This is a genomic window from Parvularcula lutaonensis (assembly GCF_014651915.1).
In the GTDB taxonomy this organism is placed as follows: Bacteria; Pseudomonadota; Alphaproteobacteria; order Caulobacterales; family Parvularculaceae; genus Parvularcula; species Parvularcula lutaonensis.
Window position 1 is genome coordinate 1 of the sequence record NZ_BMXU01000002.1, and the last position, 16395, is coordinate 16395.

At 61.6% G+C, this 16395-nt stretch carries 11 protein-coding genes and 1 pseudogene; 1 reads left to right on the forward strand and 11 read right to left on the reverse strand.

The annotated features are described in order from the left end of the window. Nucleotides 1-103: 103 nt before the first annotated feature. From IE053_RS08295 to IE053_RS08305, 3 genes and pseudogenes are all read right to left on the reverse strand, one after another. Nucleotides 104-514 (reverse strand): annotated as a pseudogene (locus IE053_RS08295) (ParB/RepB/Spo0J family partition protein); the annotation flags it as partial. Further along, a complete protein-coding gene (locus IE053_RS08300; RefSeq protein ID WP_373302878.1) occupies nucleotides 511-1422 on the reverse strand; it encodes a plasmid partitioning protein RepB C-terminal domain-containing protein in 912 nt (303 codons plus the stop codon). The gene IE053_RS08300 and the pseudogene IE053_RS08295, both read right to left, overlap by 4 nt. Further along, the gene (locus IE053_RS08305) at nucleotides 1422-2939 is read right to left on the reverse strand and encodes a recombinase family protein (RefSeq protein WP_189576886.1); all 1518 of its coding nucleotides are present in this window, start codon (nucleotides 2937-2939) and stop codon (nucleotides 1422-1424) included. The genes IE053_RS08300 and IE053_RS08305 overlap by 1 nt, the downstream gene beginning before the upstream one ends. Nucleotides 2940-3090: 151 nt before the next feature. Here IE053_RS08305 and IE053_RS08310 point away from each other — a divergent pair, with 151 nt between their 5' ends. Further along, on the forward strand, nucleotides 3091-3465 hold the full coding sequence (locus IE053_RS08310; protein ID WP_189574867.1) for a hypothetical protein: 375 nt from the start codon (nucleotides 3091-3093) through the stop codon (nucleotides 3463-3465). Between the two features lie 525 nt (nucleotides 3466-3990). Here the strand turns inward: IE053_RS08310 and IE053_RS08315 are convergent. From IE053_RS08315 to IE053_RS08350, 8 genes are all read right to left on the reverse strand, one after another. Then, nucleotides 3991-5502 (reverse strand): tryptophan halogenase family protein, encoded by a 1512-nt coding sequence (locus tag IE053_RS08315; RefSeq protein WP_189574869.1) that lies wholly within the window; start codon nucleotides 5500-5502, stop codon nucleotides 3991-3993. Next, the gene (locus IE053_RS08320; RefSeq protein WP_189574871.1) at nucleotides 5499-6995 is read right to left on the reverse strand and encodes a tryptophan halogenase family protein; all 1497 of its coding nucleotides are present in this window, start codon (nucleotides 6993-6995) and stop codon (nucleotides 5499-5501) included. The genes IE053_RS08315 and IE053_RS08320 overlap by 4 nt, the downstream gene beginning before the upstream one ends. Further along, nucleotides 6992-7765 carry a hypothetical protein gene (locus tag IE053_RS08325; RefSeq protein ID WP_189574873.1) on the reverse strand — a complete coding sequence of 258 codons (774 nt, stop codon included), beginning with the start codon at nucleotides 7763-7765 and terminating at the stop codon, nucleotides 6992-6994. Before IE053_RS08325 ends, IE053_RS08320 begins: the two co-directional genes overlap by 4 nt. Next, a complete protein-coding gene (locus tag IE053_RS08330) occupies nucleotides 7762-9273 on the reverse strand; it encodes a tryptophan halogenase family protein (RefSeq protein ID WP_189574875.1) in 1512 nt (503 codons plus the stop codon). Before IE053_RS08330 ends, IE053_RS08325 begins: the two co-directional genes overlap by 4 nt. An 80-nt stretch (nucleotides 9274-9353) precedes the next feature. Continuing rightward, nucleotides 9354-10379 carry a LacI family DNA-binding transcriptional regulator gene (locus tag IE053_RS08335; RefSeq protein WP_189574877.1) on the reverse strand — a complete coding sequence of 342 codons (1026 nt, stop codon included), beginning with the start codon at nucleotides 10377-10379 and terminating at the stop codon, nucleotides 9354-9356. Then, nucleotides 10379-11779 carry an MFS transporter gene (locus IE053_RS08340; RefSeq protein WP_189574879.1) on the reverse strand — a complete coding sequence of 467 codons (1401 nt, stop codon included), beginning with the start codon at nucleotides 11777-11779 and terminating at the stop codon, nucleotides 10379-10381. The genes IE053_RS08335 and IE053_RS08340 overlap by 1 nt, the downstream gene beginning before the upstream one ends. A gap of 88 nt (nucleotides 11780-11867) precedes the next feature. Continuing rightward, a complete protein-coding gene (locus IE053_RS08345) occupies nucleotides 11868-12947 on the reverse strand; it encodes an SMP-30/gluconolactonase/LRE family protein (RefSeq protein ID WP_229786145.1) in 1080 nt (359 codons plus the stop codon). A 197-nt stretch (nucleotides 12948-13144) separates the two neighbouring features. Continuing rightward, nucleotides 13145-16231 (reverse strand): TonB-dependent receptor, encoded by a 3087-nt coding sequence (locus tag IE053_RS08350; RefSeq protein ID WP_189574881.1) that lies wholly within the window; start codon nucleotides 16229-16231, stop codon nucleotides 13145-13147. Between the last annotated feature and the right edge of the window lie 164 nt (nucleotides 16232-16395).

Genomic DNA, 16395 nt, shown 5'->3' on the forward strand with positions numbered 1-16395 from the left:
GAGATGATTTCCTCGGGTTTGTAGCGCTTCGCGCCCATCGCTCTTCTCCTGCAGACAAGCCATTCTTTCACTCAGACTGGCTGCGTTCAAAGGGGACGGGTCAGCTGCGCGGGTTGAGGTCCAGAGCAGCCGCGATCTTCTCCTCCGAGACACCGCGCTCGATCGCTTTCAGGATCATCCGGTGCTCCTGAATGGGCGCGATACGGCTGATGCGCTTGTTGTAGGTGAAGGCCTCGTCGTCGGTCGACACGAGGCATTCAACCTGTTCCTGACCCAGATCCTTCAGGACTTCGATCCGGACATGTCCGTCGAGCAGCAGCCAGCTGCCGCTGGCGTCCCCGTTTCGCGCGACCACCGGCGGCTCGACCAACCCGATCTCGCGGATCGACGCTGTGATCTGGGTGTATTTCCGGCTGGACTTGATGGACTTGCTCAGCACTCTGACCGGTAGGATGTCCGCGACCGGGATCGTGACGCAATCGTTCTCGAAGCCGAGCTGAACCTTCTTGGTCATGGCACTGCCCCCTCGGCGAGGGTGTCCTGCAGGTAGCTGGGCATGGTTTCCAGACCTTCCGCGCGCAGCAGCGTCACGAAATGATCGTCCTCGAGTAGTGTCCGAAATGCCTGGCAGATGAACAGCAGCCGCCCCTGCGTCAGTTCCGCTTTCTTGATCAGAAGCTTCTGGCGGTCCGCTTCCTTCTGGTAGGCGCGCACCAACGCTTCGCTCGTCAGCGGTCGCCGGTTTCGGCCGTCGCGGCCGTATTGCTTGGGATGGATCTTCTTTCCACGGGCCTCGCGCTGTTCGATCAGACGCCGGGCCGCCGCGAGTTTCTTTCCGCGCAGTTTCTTCTGCGTGTAGGCATCCATCAGCGCACGCTGCGCGCCTTCGGCATCGGTCTTCGATATGTCGATGGCGAGGTTGAGCGGCAGCAAACCCGTCTCGACGGCGGTGACGAGCCGCTCCTCGCCGCGCTCCAAAAGGCCCGCGATCATCCCGACGTAGTCCGGCGAAACGCCGATCTTGTCGCTGATCTGGCGATCATTGTAGCCGCGTTCGCGGAGCGTGCCGATCTCCCGCATCAGATCGATCGGGCGATGTTGGCGACGCGCGCAATTTTCGACGAGGCTCATTACCAGGCAGTCGGACTCATCGGCGTCGATGACGATGGCCGGGATGGCTTTCTGTTTCAGCTCGATAAAGGCTTCGAGGCGACCTTGACCGCAGACAAGATCATACTCCTGAGGATCCGTGTCGGTGCGGCGGGTCACGGTGATTGGGCGTTTCAGACCGATCTTGGCAATGTTCTCCACCATGTCCGCAAACGTCCTGGGGTTTCGGACCCGTGGATTGAGAACCCGAATGCTGTCGGTCGGGACCAGGGTGACTTCCGTTGGGTGAGTTTGTTCCGCGCTTTTGGCCATCATGCCACCTCCGTCACCTTCGCCCGCCCAGCGAGGGCGTAGAAATCGTCAAGTGTTTCAGTTCGATAGGCATCGAGCCACAGGCCGTTCTGCTCGGCCATCTTCAGCCGCGCGTCGGTCATGTCGATGCCGGGTAGAAGGTAGAAATCGCGCGGCGCGTCGTTGGTCTCGTTCATCCGCACAGCAATCGTGATGTCCGGAACGAGGCCGGTGTCGAGACGGATGTGCCAGCGCAAGGATCCAGTTGCCGTCGCCTGGCAGCGGGCCAGAACGACCGACACTGTGAATTCATCATTCACGCGCAGCAGCTGCGTGTCGGGGGCCTGCACTACGCGACCTCCCTGGGCGGCCACGCCCTCGATGATCTCCTCAACGACCTGGGGGTGGGCAGCGCGCAGCGCCTTGTTGATCTCGATGTAGCGGTAGTCCCGCTCCGGCTCATAGCCGATGAGGCGATAGGCGCGCAGCAGGCTGCCAAAGCGACTGCGATAAGCGCTGGACGAGGGCAGATCGTTCTCCTCGTCGATAATCAGCCCGGACAGCTGGCCCTGTCGTTTCAGGATCGCCCGCAGGGCATCGAGCAACTCCTCGTCCGAGAAATGGCGGCTGCGGGCATCCACGATTTCCCGCGCGCGCAAAAACAGCGCTTTGTTGACGATGGCCGGATAGGCGCCCTCGGCCCGGATCCACATGTCCCGTGGATTCACGACGCGGCGCTGCTTCAGCTTGAACGACACCTTGTTGAAGACGTCGTTCCCGATGTATTTTTCGTTGGTCAGCACCTGATGGACAGTCGCCCGGGTCCACGGTCGGTCGAGATCGGTGCGGTGACCTTCGGCGTTCAGGACCTCCGCGATCTCGCGCTCGGGCCGCCCCTCATTCACGAACATCTCGTACATGCGCTGGACGACCCGCTGTTCCTCCTCGGGGCCGGAGACCAGGATCACGCGGTCGGTCTGCAGGCTCTTCTGCTCGCCGCGCGACAGCTCACCCTTCGGGTTGCCGTGCTCGTCGATCAACACGCGCCGCAACCCGTATCCGGCCGCGCCGCCTTGGCGATATCCAAGCTCTACCAGGCGGCATTGCCCCGCAAAAACCTTCACCGAAAGCTCACGGCTGTATTCGCCGGCCATGACGCGCTTGACGGTCTTCAGAAGGTTAGAGCCGATGCTGCCATCGTTCTCGAACTGCTCGCCGCAGTAGTGGACCCTGATCCCGGCGCGGGAACAGACGTGCTCATGGTATGCGCCCTCATCGGCGTCCTGAAATCGACCCCATCGGCTGACGTCATAGACAAGGATCGCCCTGAAGTCGGCTTGGCCGGATTGGACCTCGGCCATCAGCTTTTGGAGCGCCTCCCGGCCGTCGAGTCGTAATCCCGACCGGCCTGAGTCCTCAAACGTGCGCAGAATGTTCAGGCCACGAGCCTCGGCATAGCTGCGAATGACATCGAGCTGGTTCTCGGTGGAGTACTTCTGGTGATCGGTCGACATCCGCACATAGGCGACGGCCGGCACATCCTTCTCAGGCGGCGCGTCGCTCGTGTCTGAATGGGTCGCCCAACGACCGCTCACATCCGTATCTCCTCATTATTCCAGGCAAATCCATCGCTCCCGCCGGAATCAACGGCTGAATTCTTCGCGTCCATGTAAAGCGAAGGAGGGTGGAATGTCGTTTCCGAAAAAGGGCAAGTTCTTTCCAAGGGAAAACGGATATAATCAAAAAACGGAGCAGCTAACGAATGGCGGCTTCGTCGAAGAAATCGCGGCGGCGTTGAAACGATCGTTGGGAGATAGTCGGGCGGGCGTGAAGACCGTGGCAGCCTGGACGGGTGCCAACGAGAAGACGGTGAAGAACTGGTTCTCGGGTACTTACGGTCCGAGCGGTGCTCACCTGACCGCGCTGGCGCGCCACTCCGACGAGGTGCTCGCCACGTTCTTGGCTATGGCGGGGCGCGAGGATCTGATGGTTGCCATCAAACTCGCGGCGGCCGAGCAGGCGGCCGAGGAACTGCTCGAGGCCGTGCGGCATCTGAACCGATAGGGCCCGGCGGGACGATCATTTAACCAATCGTCTGGGGTCGAGAGTTTTGTCCCTCAACAGTGCGCAGGATTTCGAAGCGATCCCGCGCGGTGGAAACCTGCACGGGAGAGAGTTGGTCGCCGGGGTCGTTTCCACCGCCATCTGAGCCTTCGATGGTGCATTCCTGTAGGACAAGCGCGACCGGCGCCGCAGGGGCTAGTTTGCATTCGCACTCTGCCGGGAGGCTGAGGCCAACGAGCGCGAACGGTTCGGTACGCGGCGCCTTCTTGGTTCATGCGCTTGCTGAGCCTGCACCGCATCATCCACCAGCAAAGATATCGTACGCCAAGGTTCGATGCCGAGGCGACCATGCGGGCGATGAGGCCCGGCAGGATGAGCCCAAACCAGCCTGCTATGCCGATAGCAACCAATCCTGCGCCTCAGCCTGTCATCCCTGCGGCTCCCGCCGGGACCAGGTTTGGCAATGCCGCTCCTCCTCCTGGCTGCAGAAACCAAGAAACGATCTTCCACGAGGAACTGGTACAGTCAGGCATTCCTTGTCGAGCTAAGGAAATCCGCATGCGTCGGCATCGCATCGGACGCCCGGTCGATGACGCTGTGCATGCGCGCGAGACGCTGTTGCATGTCGGCGACGGGAAAACGCTCCACCAGCGGCGACCAGCCGCTTGGTTCTATCCCCTGCCCGTGCATGACGGCCAGCCAGGACGACTCCGTGAAGAGTTCCTGGTCTTCGCGGTGGATGCGGCCCGTCTGCTCGAACATCTCCATCTTCCGCCGCAGATCGTCTGGATGCGGAATGGTCTGGCAGTGCCGCCAGAATGGGCTATCATCGCGCTCGGTCGCCGTATAGTGAAGGACAAGGAAATCCCTGATCCGCTCATACTCCCACAGGGTCCGCCGGTTATAGGCATCACGTGCCGCCGGGCTGAAACGACGATCAGGGAAATGTGCCATCAGCCGCGCGATGCCCTGCTGGACGAGGTGGATGGACGTGCTTTCCAGAGGTTCCAGAAAACCCTGCGCCAAGCCGAGTGCAACGACGTTCCTGTCCCAGAATATCCGCCTGTGCCCTGTGACGAAACGCAGAGGATGGGGATCGGCCAGCGGCTCGCCGTCAAGATTTTCCAACAGCCTGTCGAGGGCTGTCTGGTCATCCGTGAACCCCGAGCAGTAGACGTGACCGTTTCCCGTGCGATGTTGCAGCGGGATGCGCCATTGCCACCCAGCCTCGTGCGCCGTGGCTCGGGTGAAGGGAACGGGGTCTGACACCTTCGCACACGGCACCGCAACTGCCCGGTCGGCTGGCAGCCATGATGACCAGTCCTCATAGCCCGCTTCTAGCGTTTGCTCGATCAGCACACCCCGGAAGCCAGAGCAGTCGATGAAAAGCTCACCGCTGATCTCGCGTCCATCTTCGAGAAGGAGAGACGTGACATACCCGCTCTCTGTGTCCTGATGGACCTTAGCGACCCTGCCTTCGAGTCGCGCAACCCCTCGCTTCTCCGCATATTCGCGCAGGAAACCCGCGTAGAGGCTTGCGTCGAACTGGTAGGCGTAATGGATTCCTGCGAGAACGGAGCGAGCGTCGCCCGAGACCGGGCGCATGAAGCGGCCTTTCCGGGCCGCCCGAGCCATCAGTGAGAATTCGAATAGATCAGCAACCGGAAGACCCATCGCTTTCTGGCGTAACCAAAAATGGTGCATCGGAACTGTTTCGATCGCTGTCCCGAAGTCTCCGAAGGGGTGGAAATAGCTATGTCCCCTGCGCAGCCAGTCACGGAATTCGATCCCTAGCTTGATCGTGCCCTGGGTGCGGGACAGGAATTCGTTCTCATCGATCCCGAGCATCTGGTTGAACAGGAGGATCGGCGGAATTGTGGCTTCACCGACGCCGACAGTGCCGATCGCTTCGGATTCGACCAATGTGACCTTGGTTCTTTCCGTATCAAGAAGGTAGGAGAAAGCAGCGGCCGCCATCCACCCCGCGGTGCCGCCGCCGAGGATGACGATATTGCGAATATCATGGGGGCCTGTCATCGGGTCACCCGGCTCAGGAATTCTTCATGCCGCGGCATGGCATTGACCGTCCGCATAATGACGCTTCGCATGTCCGCAAGGCTCGCCTTGAGGTTGGTGTCGGAGATGCCGTCCGCGATCGGGTTATAGGCCGATGGGCCTCGCCCCTGCCCGCCCATGACCGCGAGCCAGCTTGTTACCGAGAACAGCTCGTCTTCGTAGCGGAAGAACCGCCCCGCTCCTTCGATCAGGGCCATCTTGCGCGCGAGGGTTTCAGGAATCTCGACCTTTTTCCGGTCACGCCAGAAGGGCGTGTCATCGCGGCTCGTCGCAACGTAGTGCAGGACAATGAAGTCGCGGATATGGGTGAACGTGGTCGTCAGCAGGCGGTTATATTCGTCGCGGTCGACCGCACTCCACGACGTGTCGGGGAAGAGCGCGAGCAGCTTGGCAATCGCAGTCTGGATCATATGGATACTGGTGCTCTCGAGGGGTTCGAGAAAGCCGCCCGAAAGCCCAATGGCGACCACGTTCCGATCCCAGAACTTCCGCCGGATACCGGTGGTGAAACTCAGATGCCGGGGCTCTGCCAACGGCTCGCCGTCGAGAGCATCCATCAGAATTTGTGTCGCCGCTTCCTTGTCCGTGTACCGCGACGCATAGACATGACCGTTCCCGGTCCTGTGTCGCAGGGGTATCCGCCACGTCCAGCCAGCGCCCCTTGCCGTCGCAATGGTATAGGGCTTGGGTTCTTCGATCCTCGCGCAGGGCATAGCAACCGCCCGGTCCATCGGCAGCAGCTCCGTCCAGTCGTCATAACCGGCTGCGAGCGCCTTTTCGATCAGAAGGCCAACGAAACCCGTGCAGTCGATGAACAGCTCTCCCTCGATGCTGCGTCCGTCCTCGAGACCAAGGCGCCTGACGAACCCTGTGTCGCCTTCTTGTTCGACGCTCCCGACCCGCCCCTCGACGCGATTCACTCCCCTCGCCTCCGCAAAAACCCGTAGAAACTTCGCATAGAGAAGGGCGTCGAAATGGAACGCGTAGGCTAGCCGGGACAGGGGCGAGCGCGGGTTACCGTCCGGCCGCGCGAACTTCCCGGCGTATGCGGCAGCGCTGTTCAGGCAGTAGTCATCCAGCGAATTGCTCTCCCCCGTCCTACGCGCTCGCATCCAGAAGTGATGGAACTCCGTCCCCTGAAGGTCCCAACCATAAGTACCGAAGGGGTGCAGATACCGCTCGCCCAGCCGGCCCCAGTCGCGGAACTCGATGCCGAGCTTGAACGTCGCTTGGGTCTCCCGGAGGAAAGCGTCCTCGTCGATCCCGAGCATCCTGTTGAAGGTCGCAATTTGCGGAATGGTCGCCTCGCCGACACCGACCGTGCCGATCTCCTCGGACTCCACCAGCGTGATCGACGTCGTCTCACGGGGCAGGTAGCGGGCCAGCGCAGCAGCTGTCATCCATCCCGCAGTGCCGCCGCCGACGATGACAACCGATCGAATTCGCTCGTTCATCCGCGCCCGGTCCTTCCGGCAATCAGTGCATGGTCTTCTGGCTGGCCGCACATTTTGAGGAGCGCGACGTGCCACTCACTGCGCCCGAACGGGTCGTCGTCGAAGGGCGCGACCCGGCCGCAAGCTCGGAACAGGGCCTTTCGGTGGGCAAGGTTTTCGCTACCCTCGCCTCCTTCGAGAAGCGCGAGCATGTCCTCCACTGCCGCCGAATGCCGTGCTGACAGCCGCGTCATCTCCGCCATTTCCTCAGTGGTTGGATCTTCCCCTGGAAGAGCGAAAACGACGGCCATGACCCCCCGCACAAGGCAGAGATGCTCGAACTCTTCCCTGCGCGCTGCAGGCAATCGCGCAGCGCCCAGTGCCAGATCCGAAATTCGCAGATCTGCACCATCCGAAACGACGACCGTCAATGAAGGAGCTTCGATCCTCTCCCGCACCTCTGCCCGCCGTGCGATCCGCGAGAGAAGCGAACGGTAACGCTCACCGTCCACCTCGAACCCGTCAGCCTTTCCATCCGAGAACGGAATGGCATGGCCGAAACGCCCACCCCAAGAATGAAACCTCCGGGCCTGTGCCTGAAGGAGCGCGCCGCTATCGACCCCGATCGCGGCCAGGGCCCTGCGATCTTCCGGCCGGATGAGGGCGTTCCGGCCGGAGCCTTTCCCGGTCTCCACCCCGACAGGAAGCGAAGCAGGTACAAACCGTGCAAAAAGACACGCTGCGAGCCAAGGGGCATAGCCCGCGCCTCTCACAAGAATCCCGCCCCTCACGCAGCACTCCTTGCGCCTGCCGGGCAATTGCTGGCGATCCAGTCGGCATGGCTTGGCATCCTTTTCGTCGCGGTCGCCATCATCGCCTTCATCGAGGATAGCCGGCCGAGAAGCTCCTCCTCGGAAACCTCGTCAGCACGAAGATCATAAGCGCTCGGGACAACCCGCTGGCCCAGATAGACAGCCACCCAGCTCGCTTCGAGGAACAGGCCGTAATCGTAGGTTTGCACCCGTCCCCGCGCGCGGAACAGCGCCATCTTCTCCTCAAGAGAGTGCGGAATGCGGAGGTTACGCATGTCATTCCAGAATGCCGTGTCCTCGCGCTCCGTGGCGTGGTAGTGGAGGATCAGGAAATCGCGGATCCGTTCGAACTCGAGGTCCATCATCCGGTTGTATTCGTCCTTCACCGGTTCAGGTGCCGGCCCTGCAGTGAGGAGTTCGATCAGGTAGGTGATCCCCTGTTGGATGAGATAGATCGAGGTGCTTTCAAGCGGCTCGAGGAATCCTCCCGACAGCCCGATTGCCACGACGTTCCGGTTCCAGAGCTTGCGTCTCTTGCCCGTTGTGAAGCGCAGTACCCGCGGATCAGCGAGAGGCCTGCCTTCAAGCGACTGAACGAGCTGGTCTTCAGCATCCTGGTCGTCCGTGTGCGCACTGGAATAGACATAGCCGTTGCCTGTTCGGTGCTGGAGCGGGATACGCCACTGCCACCCGGCACCGCGCGCGGTGGCTCTCGTGAACGGAAGCAGCTCACCTGCATGCTCACACGGTGCAGCAACGGCTCGGTCGCAAGGCAGCCACCGGGTCCAATCCTCGTATCCCGTAGCGAGCGCTCCCTCGATCAGAAGGCCACGAAATCCGGAACAGTCGATGAACAAGTCGGCAGCATGGCTCTCACCGTTTTCCAGCGTCACCGAAGCAATATCGCCGTTCTCGTCCCTCTTGGATCCCGTAATCCTGCCTTCGATCCTCCGTACGCCACGCGCTTCGGCAAGTCGCCGCAGATACGGGGCATAGGCCGTCGCGTCGAACTGGTAAGCCCATCGGTAGGATGAGAGGAGCGAACGCGGATCTTCCGATGGCGGAGAAAACTTGCCCGCGTAAGACATGACGACAGGCAGGGAGTAGTGACCGATCGGCCCGGCATCGTCGATCGCCCGCCGCCAGAAATGGTGAAAGGGCGTGCCGTCGCTTGGTACGCCGTAGTCGCCGAAGGGGTGGATATAGCGGTCGTCGAGCCTGGCCCAGTCACAAAACTCGATGCCCAGCTTCACCGTAGCGCTGGTCGCCGCCATCAGGTCCATTTCGTCAATGCCGATGGTCCTGTTGAAATGCCTGATATGCGGCAGGGTTGCTTCGCCGACGCCGACGATGCCGATCGCTTCGGATTCGATCAGCGTGATATCGAGATGATCGCCCAGCAGGCTCGCAAGCCCTGCGGCGGTCATCCAGCCGGCGGTTCCTCCACCGACGATCAACACGCGCTTCTTGTCCGGATGCCCTGACATGATGCCTCCGCAGACATTCCTTCCCTTGAAGGATCAGACCTGTCTTGACTTACGTTGTCAATCGAGTGGTGGGCTTAGGGTCATTTGACGGGGGCGGTGGAATTCCGGATCAGGAGCTCGAAGGGCAGCGTCTTCGATCGCAGGGGCTGCGCCGACCCACCGGCAGCGGCCACAAGGCTCTCGATCGCTGCCATGCCGATCTCTTCCAGAGGCTGCCGGATGGTGGTGATCGTCGGCCAGGTCCGCTCCGCAATCTCCGAATCGTCAAAGCCTGCAACGGAGAGCTGCGAGGGCACATCGACCCCCAGCCGGTGGGCCGCCATGATGACGCCTGCGGCCATGTCGTCATTAGCGGCAAAGACAGCTGTCGGAGGCTCCTTCATGGCGAGGAGTTTCTCGCCTGACGCAAGGCCCGACTCGAAATTAAACGTACCCGGAAGAATGATCGAGGGGTCACGAGCGACACCAGCGTCTGACAGCGCCTGCGCATAGCCCTCAAACCGGCGCTGGGTTGCATCCTGGTCCTCCTTGCCGCGCAGGAAGGCAATCCTCCGGTGTCCGAGCGAGAGAAGGTGCTTGGTCATCTCCCGGCTGGCAAGGGTGTCGTCAATCGTCACAGTGGCCGTCTCGTCCGTGTCAGGAACATCATTCGGCCCGATTCTGATGGTCGCGATCCCCAGCGAGGGCATGACGTCCGCCACCACCGGATGGTTGGCCATCGGCGGCACGAGCACGAGCCCATCAGGCTTGCCGGCCCTCAGGGTTTTCTCGAAATACCGCTCCAGCTTGCTGCGGTCCTCCAGCGTCTCCGAGCCGACCATGGCAAGCTGCAGGTGATACCCGAGCTCCTGGCAAGCCTGCAGCGCACCGAACTGGACAGTATTGGTGAATGGCGAGCGAATATCGTGGATCAGCAGCATGATGGTGTAGCTGCGGTGGGAGCGCAGGCTCCGTGCCGATGCGGACGGGACATATCCGAGCTGGTCCATTGCCGCGCGAACTTTCTCGCGCATCGCTTCCTGGACGTGAGGTTCGTTATTCAGGACGCGGCTGACCGTCTTGACCGACACGCCGGCCTGCTTCGCCACGTCGACCATACGGACCATCACGAACTCCTTTCCTCGCTCCTGCGGTTCCCGGAAAGCGCCGAGACCATGTCGGCATGGCGCTTCCTGTCGAGAGGAAGGGAACGGACCGCAAGAGCGCTGAGAAGAAAGAGCGCTCCGGGCGCGATGGCAAGGAAGGAAAGAAGTCCCCTGCCCGTCCGCGCGGTTTGCTCGGTGAGTTCAGGGTTGAAGCCAACCTTGCTGAGCACGAAACCGACGACGAGGCCCATGCTCGCGCCCGCCAGTTTCTGCGCCACCATCACCGCGCCGAAGCTGATACCCTCGGCCCGGACACCCGTCGTGACCTGCCCGTATTCGACCGTATCGGGCACGAAGCTCCACAGCATGACCGCGAACGATCCGAGGCAAAGACCATAGGCCAGAATAGGAAGCGGCACGCCGACGACAGGCAGCGGCCCCAGCGCGAGCATGGTCGCTCCCGCGGCAGCGATCATTCCCGAGGCCAGGAACCAGCACCGCTTCTTGCCAATCCGCCTGATGACCAGCGTCCATATGGGCACGCCCGCCATGGTCGCGATCGCGAAACAGGTCAGCACCGTCTCCTGGCTCGCCAGTCCCTCCTGCGTTTCGAGGAAGAACAGAAGCGACACCATCAGGCTCGCTGTTCCGGACGACTGGAGGAAAATGACCGACAACAGGATCATCAGCGCCGAATTGCCGAGAAGCACCCGCCTGACCTGCGCGGAGCTGAGAACGAACAGCTGTGTCCCTTCGGGGAGAGGCTTCTCCGAGGTCAGCACGTAGCAAAGGAGCAGTGCCCCTGTCGCCACCAGCGCCCCGAAACCGGCGACCACCATGAAGGCCGATGCGACATAATCCGCTCCCCCCGAAAGCGCCCTCAACAAGGGAGGAACGAGGAGCGAAACTGTCAGCAGGCCCCCGAAGGCGAAAAACATCCTGACCCCGGCAAGCTCCGTCCGCTCCACGCTGTCGAACGTCAACCGCGCCGAAAGCGCTGCATACGGAATGGCCACCAGGGTGTATCCGGTCCTGAACAGGATTGCCGCGATGACAAGGGTTGCAAGAAGCGCTGCGCCGGAAAACGGCGGCGCCCAGAAGAGCAGGACGAACAGAACGCCCAGCGCGCCCGAGCCATAGAGAATGAACGGCCGGTAGGTTCCCTTTTCCGTGCGCACCCGCTCTGCAAGATTGGCAACGATCGGGTCGCTGATCGCGTCCCAAACCATTCCGATGAAATAGATCGCGCCGGCGACCCTCGGCTCGAGCCCCACGATCGTGGTGTACCAGAACACCAGGAACAAGGAGAGCATGTTCCAGTAGATGTTGAGCCCATAGTCGCCAACGCCATAGGCCGCGAGTCTCCTGAGGCGTGCGCCTCGGGCCTCCGGCATGACCGCGCTGGCGGGATTCTCGCTCACGGAGTGACAGCTCCGTACGCGGCACAAGAGGCTGCCAATCCGCGCGGGGCGATAGAACCAGCCGCCAGCAGCGGTCGCAGATCGGCGATCAGGTCCACTGCACTCCCCGGCATGTCGTCGGGATGCGCAGCACCCGCTGGTGCGCCGTGATGAACAGCGTCGACCCATCCTCGCCGAAGCAGCAATTCGCGGCGGCGCTCCCTGTCCTGATCCGCGCCAGAGGCGTGCCGTCAGAATGGACGACGACGACCCCGCCGGGCCCGCCAACGAAGATCTCGCCGCTCCTTGCCACGGCCAGCCCATCGGGAAGGCCGGGGTTTGCCTCGTTCATCAGGCTCGAGAAATCGGTGATGACCCGGTCGCCTGAAACCTTGCTGCTCCGATCTAGCGTCAGCTCACGGAGAATCGGGTCCTCCCCTGCGGACTGCGTCACGTAGAGCTTTTTCCCGTCAGGTGACAAAGCGACACCGTTCGGGCGCGTCATGTCCGAGAGCAGCCTTTCGACTTTGCCATCGGGGCGGAGCGCATAGACGCCGTTGACCGGCTGTTCCTTCAACGGAGAATTGTCGCCGCCCTGCAGCCCGTAGGGCGGATCGGTGAAGAAGATCGCACCGTCCTTCGCCGGAACGAGATCGTTCGGAGAGTTGAAGCGTTTTCCCTCGAAAGACGAAGCCAACGCCACCCGCTCGCCCGTTCCCAGATCCAGGGCCTCGATCTGGCGCAGCCCGTGGTTGCAGATAAGCAGCCTGTCCTCATCCGTGTACCACATGCCGTTTGCGCCCGCTTCCCGAAACCCCTCCGCATACGCCGTGCCCGAAGGATCGAGGAACACCGAGACGCCCTCGCCCCTCCTCCACCGATAGGCCCTGTTGCCGGGAACGTCGGTGAAATAGAGACACCTGCGCTTCCGGTCCCAGGTGGGACCTTCGCTCCAGCCGAAACCCCGGGCAATTTCTTCAAGGCGGGCGCCCGCAGGAACGATACCCTCTCCCCGGCGGTCGAAGACCTCGATGACGGCCTCCCCTGCACGGGCAGAACCGGCCATCGCGGCTGCTGAAGTGGTCAGGAGAAAACTCCTTCGATCAAGGATCATTCCGTCCCCACGGCCAATGTGATGGATGCCGGAACCGGTTCCCGCGACCGGTCCTTCGCCCCGAAAAGAGATCATAGGCCGCGACCGTGACGAGGACAATGCATCCAGAGCGCCTTGCCGGCCGGGCCGCAGCGCTGAACAAGCCGCGAAGCGTCGAAGCTCCGGAACATCCTCGTCCGGAGCTTCCTTGTCACCATGGTCAGTTCAGGTTCCGAAGAACAAAAAAGCCCGCGTGGATGCTAGGGAGAACACCCACGCGGGAGCCTGCACGGCTAGAAGTTGGCTCGCAGAACGAACGACACGCGCCTGTCATTCCTGAAGTAATTCCGCGCACCGCGCAGTCCGTCCGGCGAAATCGACGCCGTTGTCTCGGTGATGTCGTCAAGAATGTTCACTGCCTGGACACCCAAGCGAACGTCATCCGTCACGTTGTAGAAGATAGAACCATCGAGCTGCCCTGTTGCCTCTTGATAGATCGACGCGAACGGGAAGATCACATCCCTCCGCGTCAGGAGGAAATCATCACGCCAGTTATAGGCGAGACGCGCCTCGATGCGGTCTTTCTGGTAGAGGCCAGCGATGTTGAACTGGTGCTCGGATACCCGCTCGAGGAGCTCGCCGTCCCTAGGGAAGGTCGCCGTCACCGTGTTGTCGATATCGGCCACACCGTTGGCGTCGATATAGGTGTAGTTGAACTGCGTGCCCAGGCCATCAAACGGCGCGGGCAGGAACTCGTAGAACTGCTGGTAGCCGATCTCGAAGCCTGACAGGTTGACATCGTCCTCAGAATTGACCGTCTGCTGAATGGTCACCGGCAGGGTAACGCCGTTCCGCGTGAAGTCCTCCTCCACGGTCGATGTCACCCAGTATCCCTCGAGGCTCTTGTGGAAGAGCGCGAAGGAGAAGCTGCCATTGTCGGCAAAATACCACTCGTAGGAGATGTCGAAACTATCCGCAGTCACCGGATCGAGGAACGGGTTGCCGCCGGTGGTCGAGGAAAATCCGATGCCGCCGAACTCGTTGCCCGAAACGCCGGGAATGTCAGGGAACAGGAAGATGTTCCGGTCGGTCCTGAGCTGCTGGTCGCTCGGGCGCGTCAATGCTCGCGAGTAACCAAAGCGCAAGAGCATCTCGGGCGTCAGATTGAGCTTCAGGTTGAAGCTCGGCAGCCAGTTCTCCACCTCGTTTTCGAAACCACTATCATCCGTACCCGGATTGGCGAGAAAGGCCTCCACGGCTGCAACATCCTGGGAACAGATGCCCGGAGGTCCGCCCGGGAAGACCCGGCCCGGCGCGCAGAGCTGCGAAGGTGTTTCTCCGCCGAAGAGCTGGTCGAGCGGCTGCACCGTGAACGAGCCATTCGAGCCGATCTCGTCAGAAACATAGCGCAGGCCCACATTGCCGTCGATGGTCATGCCATTGCTCAACTCACCGCCGAAATCGAGGCGACCATAGAACGCCCAGGTCTCGACCGAGACTTCGCTGATCTCGCTCGGCAGGAAGCCATCTGCATCCACCCCCGGCCGGGCGGGCAACACGTTGCCGAAGGATCCGGCTGAGTCGAGGATCGGCTGGATAGCATTGACGAAGCCGTCATAGTCGCGCGCCAGCGGACCGCTCCAGTACGGAACGCCTGCGATCATCGGGTCATAGTCGTCCCGGTAGAAGCCCGAGAAAGGCTCGAACCCGATCAGGCCATCAAGGCGCGGATCGTCGATGCGCAGGATGTTCTCGCCAGTCCCGACATCCGTACCCGTCCAAATCTCCGAGACATTGCCCCAGTTGAACGCGGTATAGCGCACGGTTGAGTCCTGGTCCGCGTATCGGGCACCGAAGCGTGCCGATTGCAGCCATCCTGCATCGTGGAAATCATACTCGGCATCGGCGCGGAAAGCCTGTTCTTCGGCATCGTTGTCCTGGAAGTGATCCATCTTGCCGCGGAAATAGTAATTCCCGAAATCGGCAAAATAGTCTGGAGGCGTCCCCGTAGGAGGTGCGTAGCTGACCTCGGCATAGTCACCGTCGAGGTCGAACGTCAGATCGGCGAAGAACGCGAAGAACGTCGAAACATCGAAGACCTCGGTTTCCGCCTCGATGAACTGGGCGTCGAAATTGAAGGCCCAACGGTCGTTGGGCGTCCATTTCAGGTTGAAGCTGAGATCCTGGATCTCCTCGTCCTCGACACGCTCACGGGTGTTGACGCTCTGCTGCACCCCATTCAGCGGCAGGCCGTCATTGCCCCGCCAGCCTACGGTCTCGGTCACCGTCCCGTTCGTCAGCACACCGTCTTCGTCAAAGGAGAAATCAGGCCCTGAGAGCCTCACATCCGGGGCGTTGTCGATCGTCGATTCGAGGACACGCTCTCCCCATGTGAGATCGGAGCTCGACTTCAGGAACTGCGCCGTGGCGAGAAGGGTCTCGTCATTGCTCTCCCATTGTCCGGCTGCCGCAAAGGCCGTCCGCCCGCGGTCGAAATTCTGGGTCCGGATGCCGCCGCCGTCAGGGATGTAAACCGTCGTGTCGGGACTCGTCCCGGCGGGGAAGCCGTTCTGGTCAAAGGCAAAGCGCGTGAAGGTTCCGTCGCCGTTATCTGTGTAAGGACGGAAACCGGCAACCGCAGTTGCGTCGGCGCGGCTTTTCAGCTCGTTGTCCGCGAAATTCACAAGCAGGCCGAAGCTTCCCGCGTCGGTCTGCCAGCGATCCGAAAGCAGGACGGAGTAGCTGGGCGTCCCCTTCTCCGCGAAATCCGAATAGGTGTAGTCGAATGATCCGGCGATCACACGGCCATCCTGGTCGAATGGCAGACGGGTGCGGAGATCGACGGTGCCGGACAGGCCGCCCTCGATCATGTCGGCTGACTGGTTCTTGAAGACGATCACGCTGCCGAGAAGCTCGGGCGAGACGTCCTCGAAATTGAGGCCGCCCCCCTGGCTGGCGCTGAAGACGTCCCTGCCGTTCAGCTCCGCGCGTACGAAAGGCAGGCCACGGACAATGACACCAGATCCCTCGACACCGAAATGGTCAGGGTCGTTCGGACCCGCAAAACGAAGCACCGACACCCCGGGAACGCGCTGCAGCGCCTCGGACACCGACCGGTCAGGCAGTGCACTGATATCCGCAGCGGAGATTGCGTCGAGGAAGACGTCGGCATCCTCTTTGAGGTCCTGCGCATCCCGCAGTGACTTCTTGATCCCGCGAACGACGATCACGTCCTCGTCATCGACATCATCCGAATCAGCCTGCGCATGGGCGCCGGTCATGACCGCAGCGGCAGCAAGCGCGACTATGGAGCCACCGCGCATCAAATCGGACAAAAGCCCTTGTTTCCTGGCCCGTTCCAGCCGTTCCTCGCCCTTCATAGTCCCTCCCTTTAACCGCACCCGAACTCTTGTTTTGTGCTGTTGACTACGTTGTCAACTTTAGTAATCATCGAGTGATTGTCATCGTTGTCAACAGTTGTCATCGTTGTCAACGTCGAAGTTCAAGACCGATGACCGGTTTCGCACGAAGTGGCCAGAGAGCC

Bases quoted from the DNA above. Each gene is read 5' to 3' on its own strand.
- IE053_RS08300 (WP_373302878.1), bottom strand. From the start codon at position 1,422: ATGGCCAAAAGCGCGGAACAAACTCACCCAACGGAAGTCACCCTGGTC.
- IE053_RS08310 (WP_189574867.1), top strand. From the start codon at position 3,091: ATGTCGTTTCCGAAAAAGGGCAAGTTCTTTCCAAGGGAAAACGGATAT.
- IE053_RS08315 (WP_189574869.1), bottom strand. From the start codon at position 5,502: ATGACAGGCCCCCATGATATTCGCAATATCGTCATCCTCGGCGGCGGC.
- IE053_RS08320 (WP_189574871.1), bottom strand. From the start codon at position 6,995: ATGAACGAGCGAATTCGATCGGTTGTCATCGTCGGCGGCGGCACTGCG.
- IE053_RS08330 (WP_189574875.1), bottom strand. From the start codon at position 9,273: ATGTCAGGGCATCCGGACAAGAAGCGCGTGTTGATCGTCGGTGGAGGA.
- IE053_RS08335 (WP_189574877.1), bottom strand. From the start codon at position 10,379: ATGGTCCGTATGGTCGACGTGGCGAAGCAGGCCGGCGTGTCGGTCAAG.
- IE053_RS08345 (WP_229786145.1), bottom strand. From the start codon at position 12,947: ATGATCTCTTTTCGGGGCGAAGGACCGGTCGCGGGAACCGGTTCCGGC.
- IE053_RS08350 (WP_189574881.1), bottom strand. From the start codon at position 16,231: ATGAAGGGCGAGGAACGGCTGGAACGGGCCAGGAAACAAGGGCTTTTG.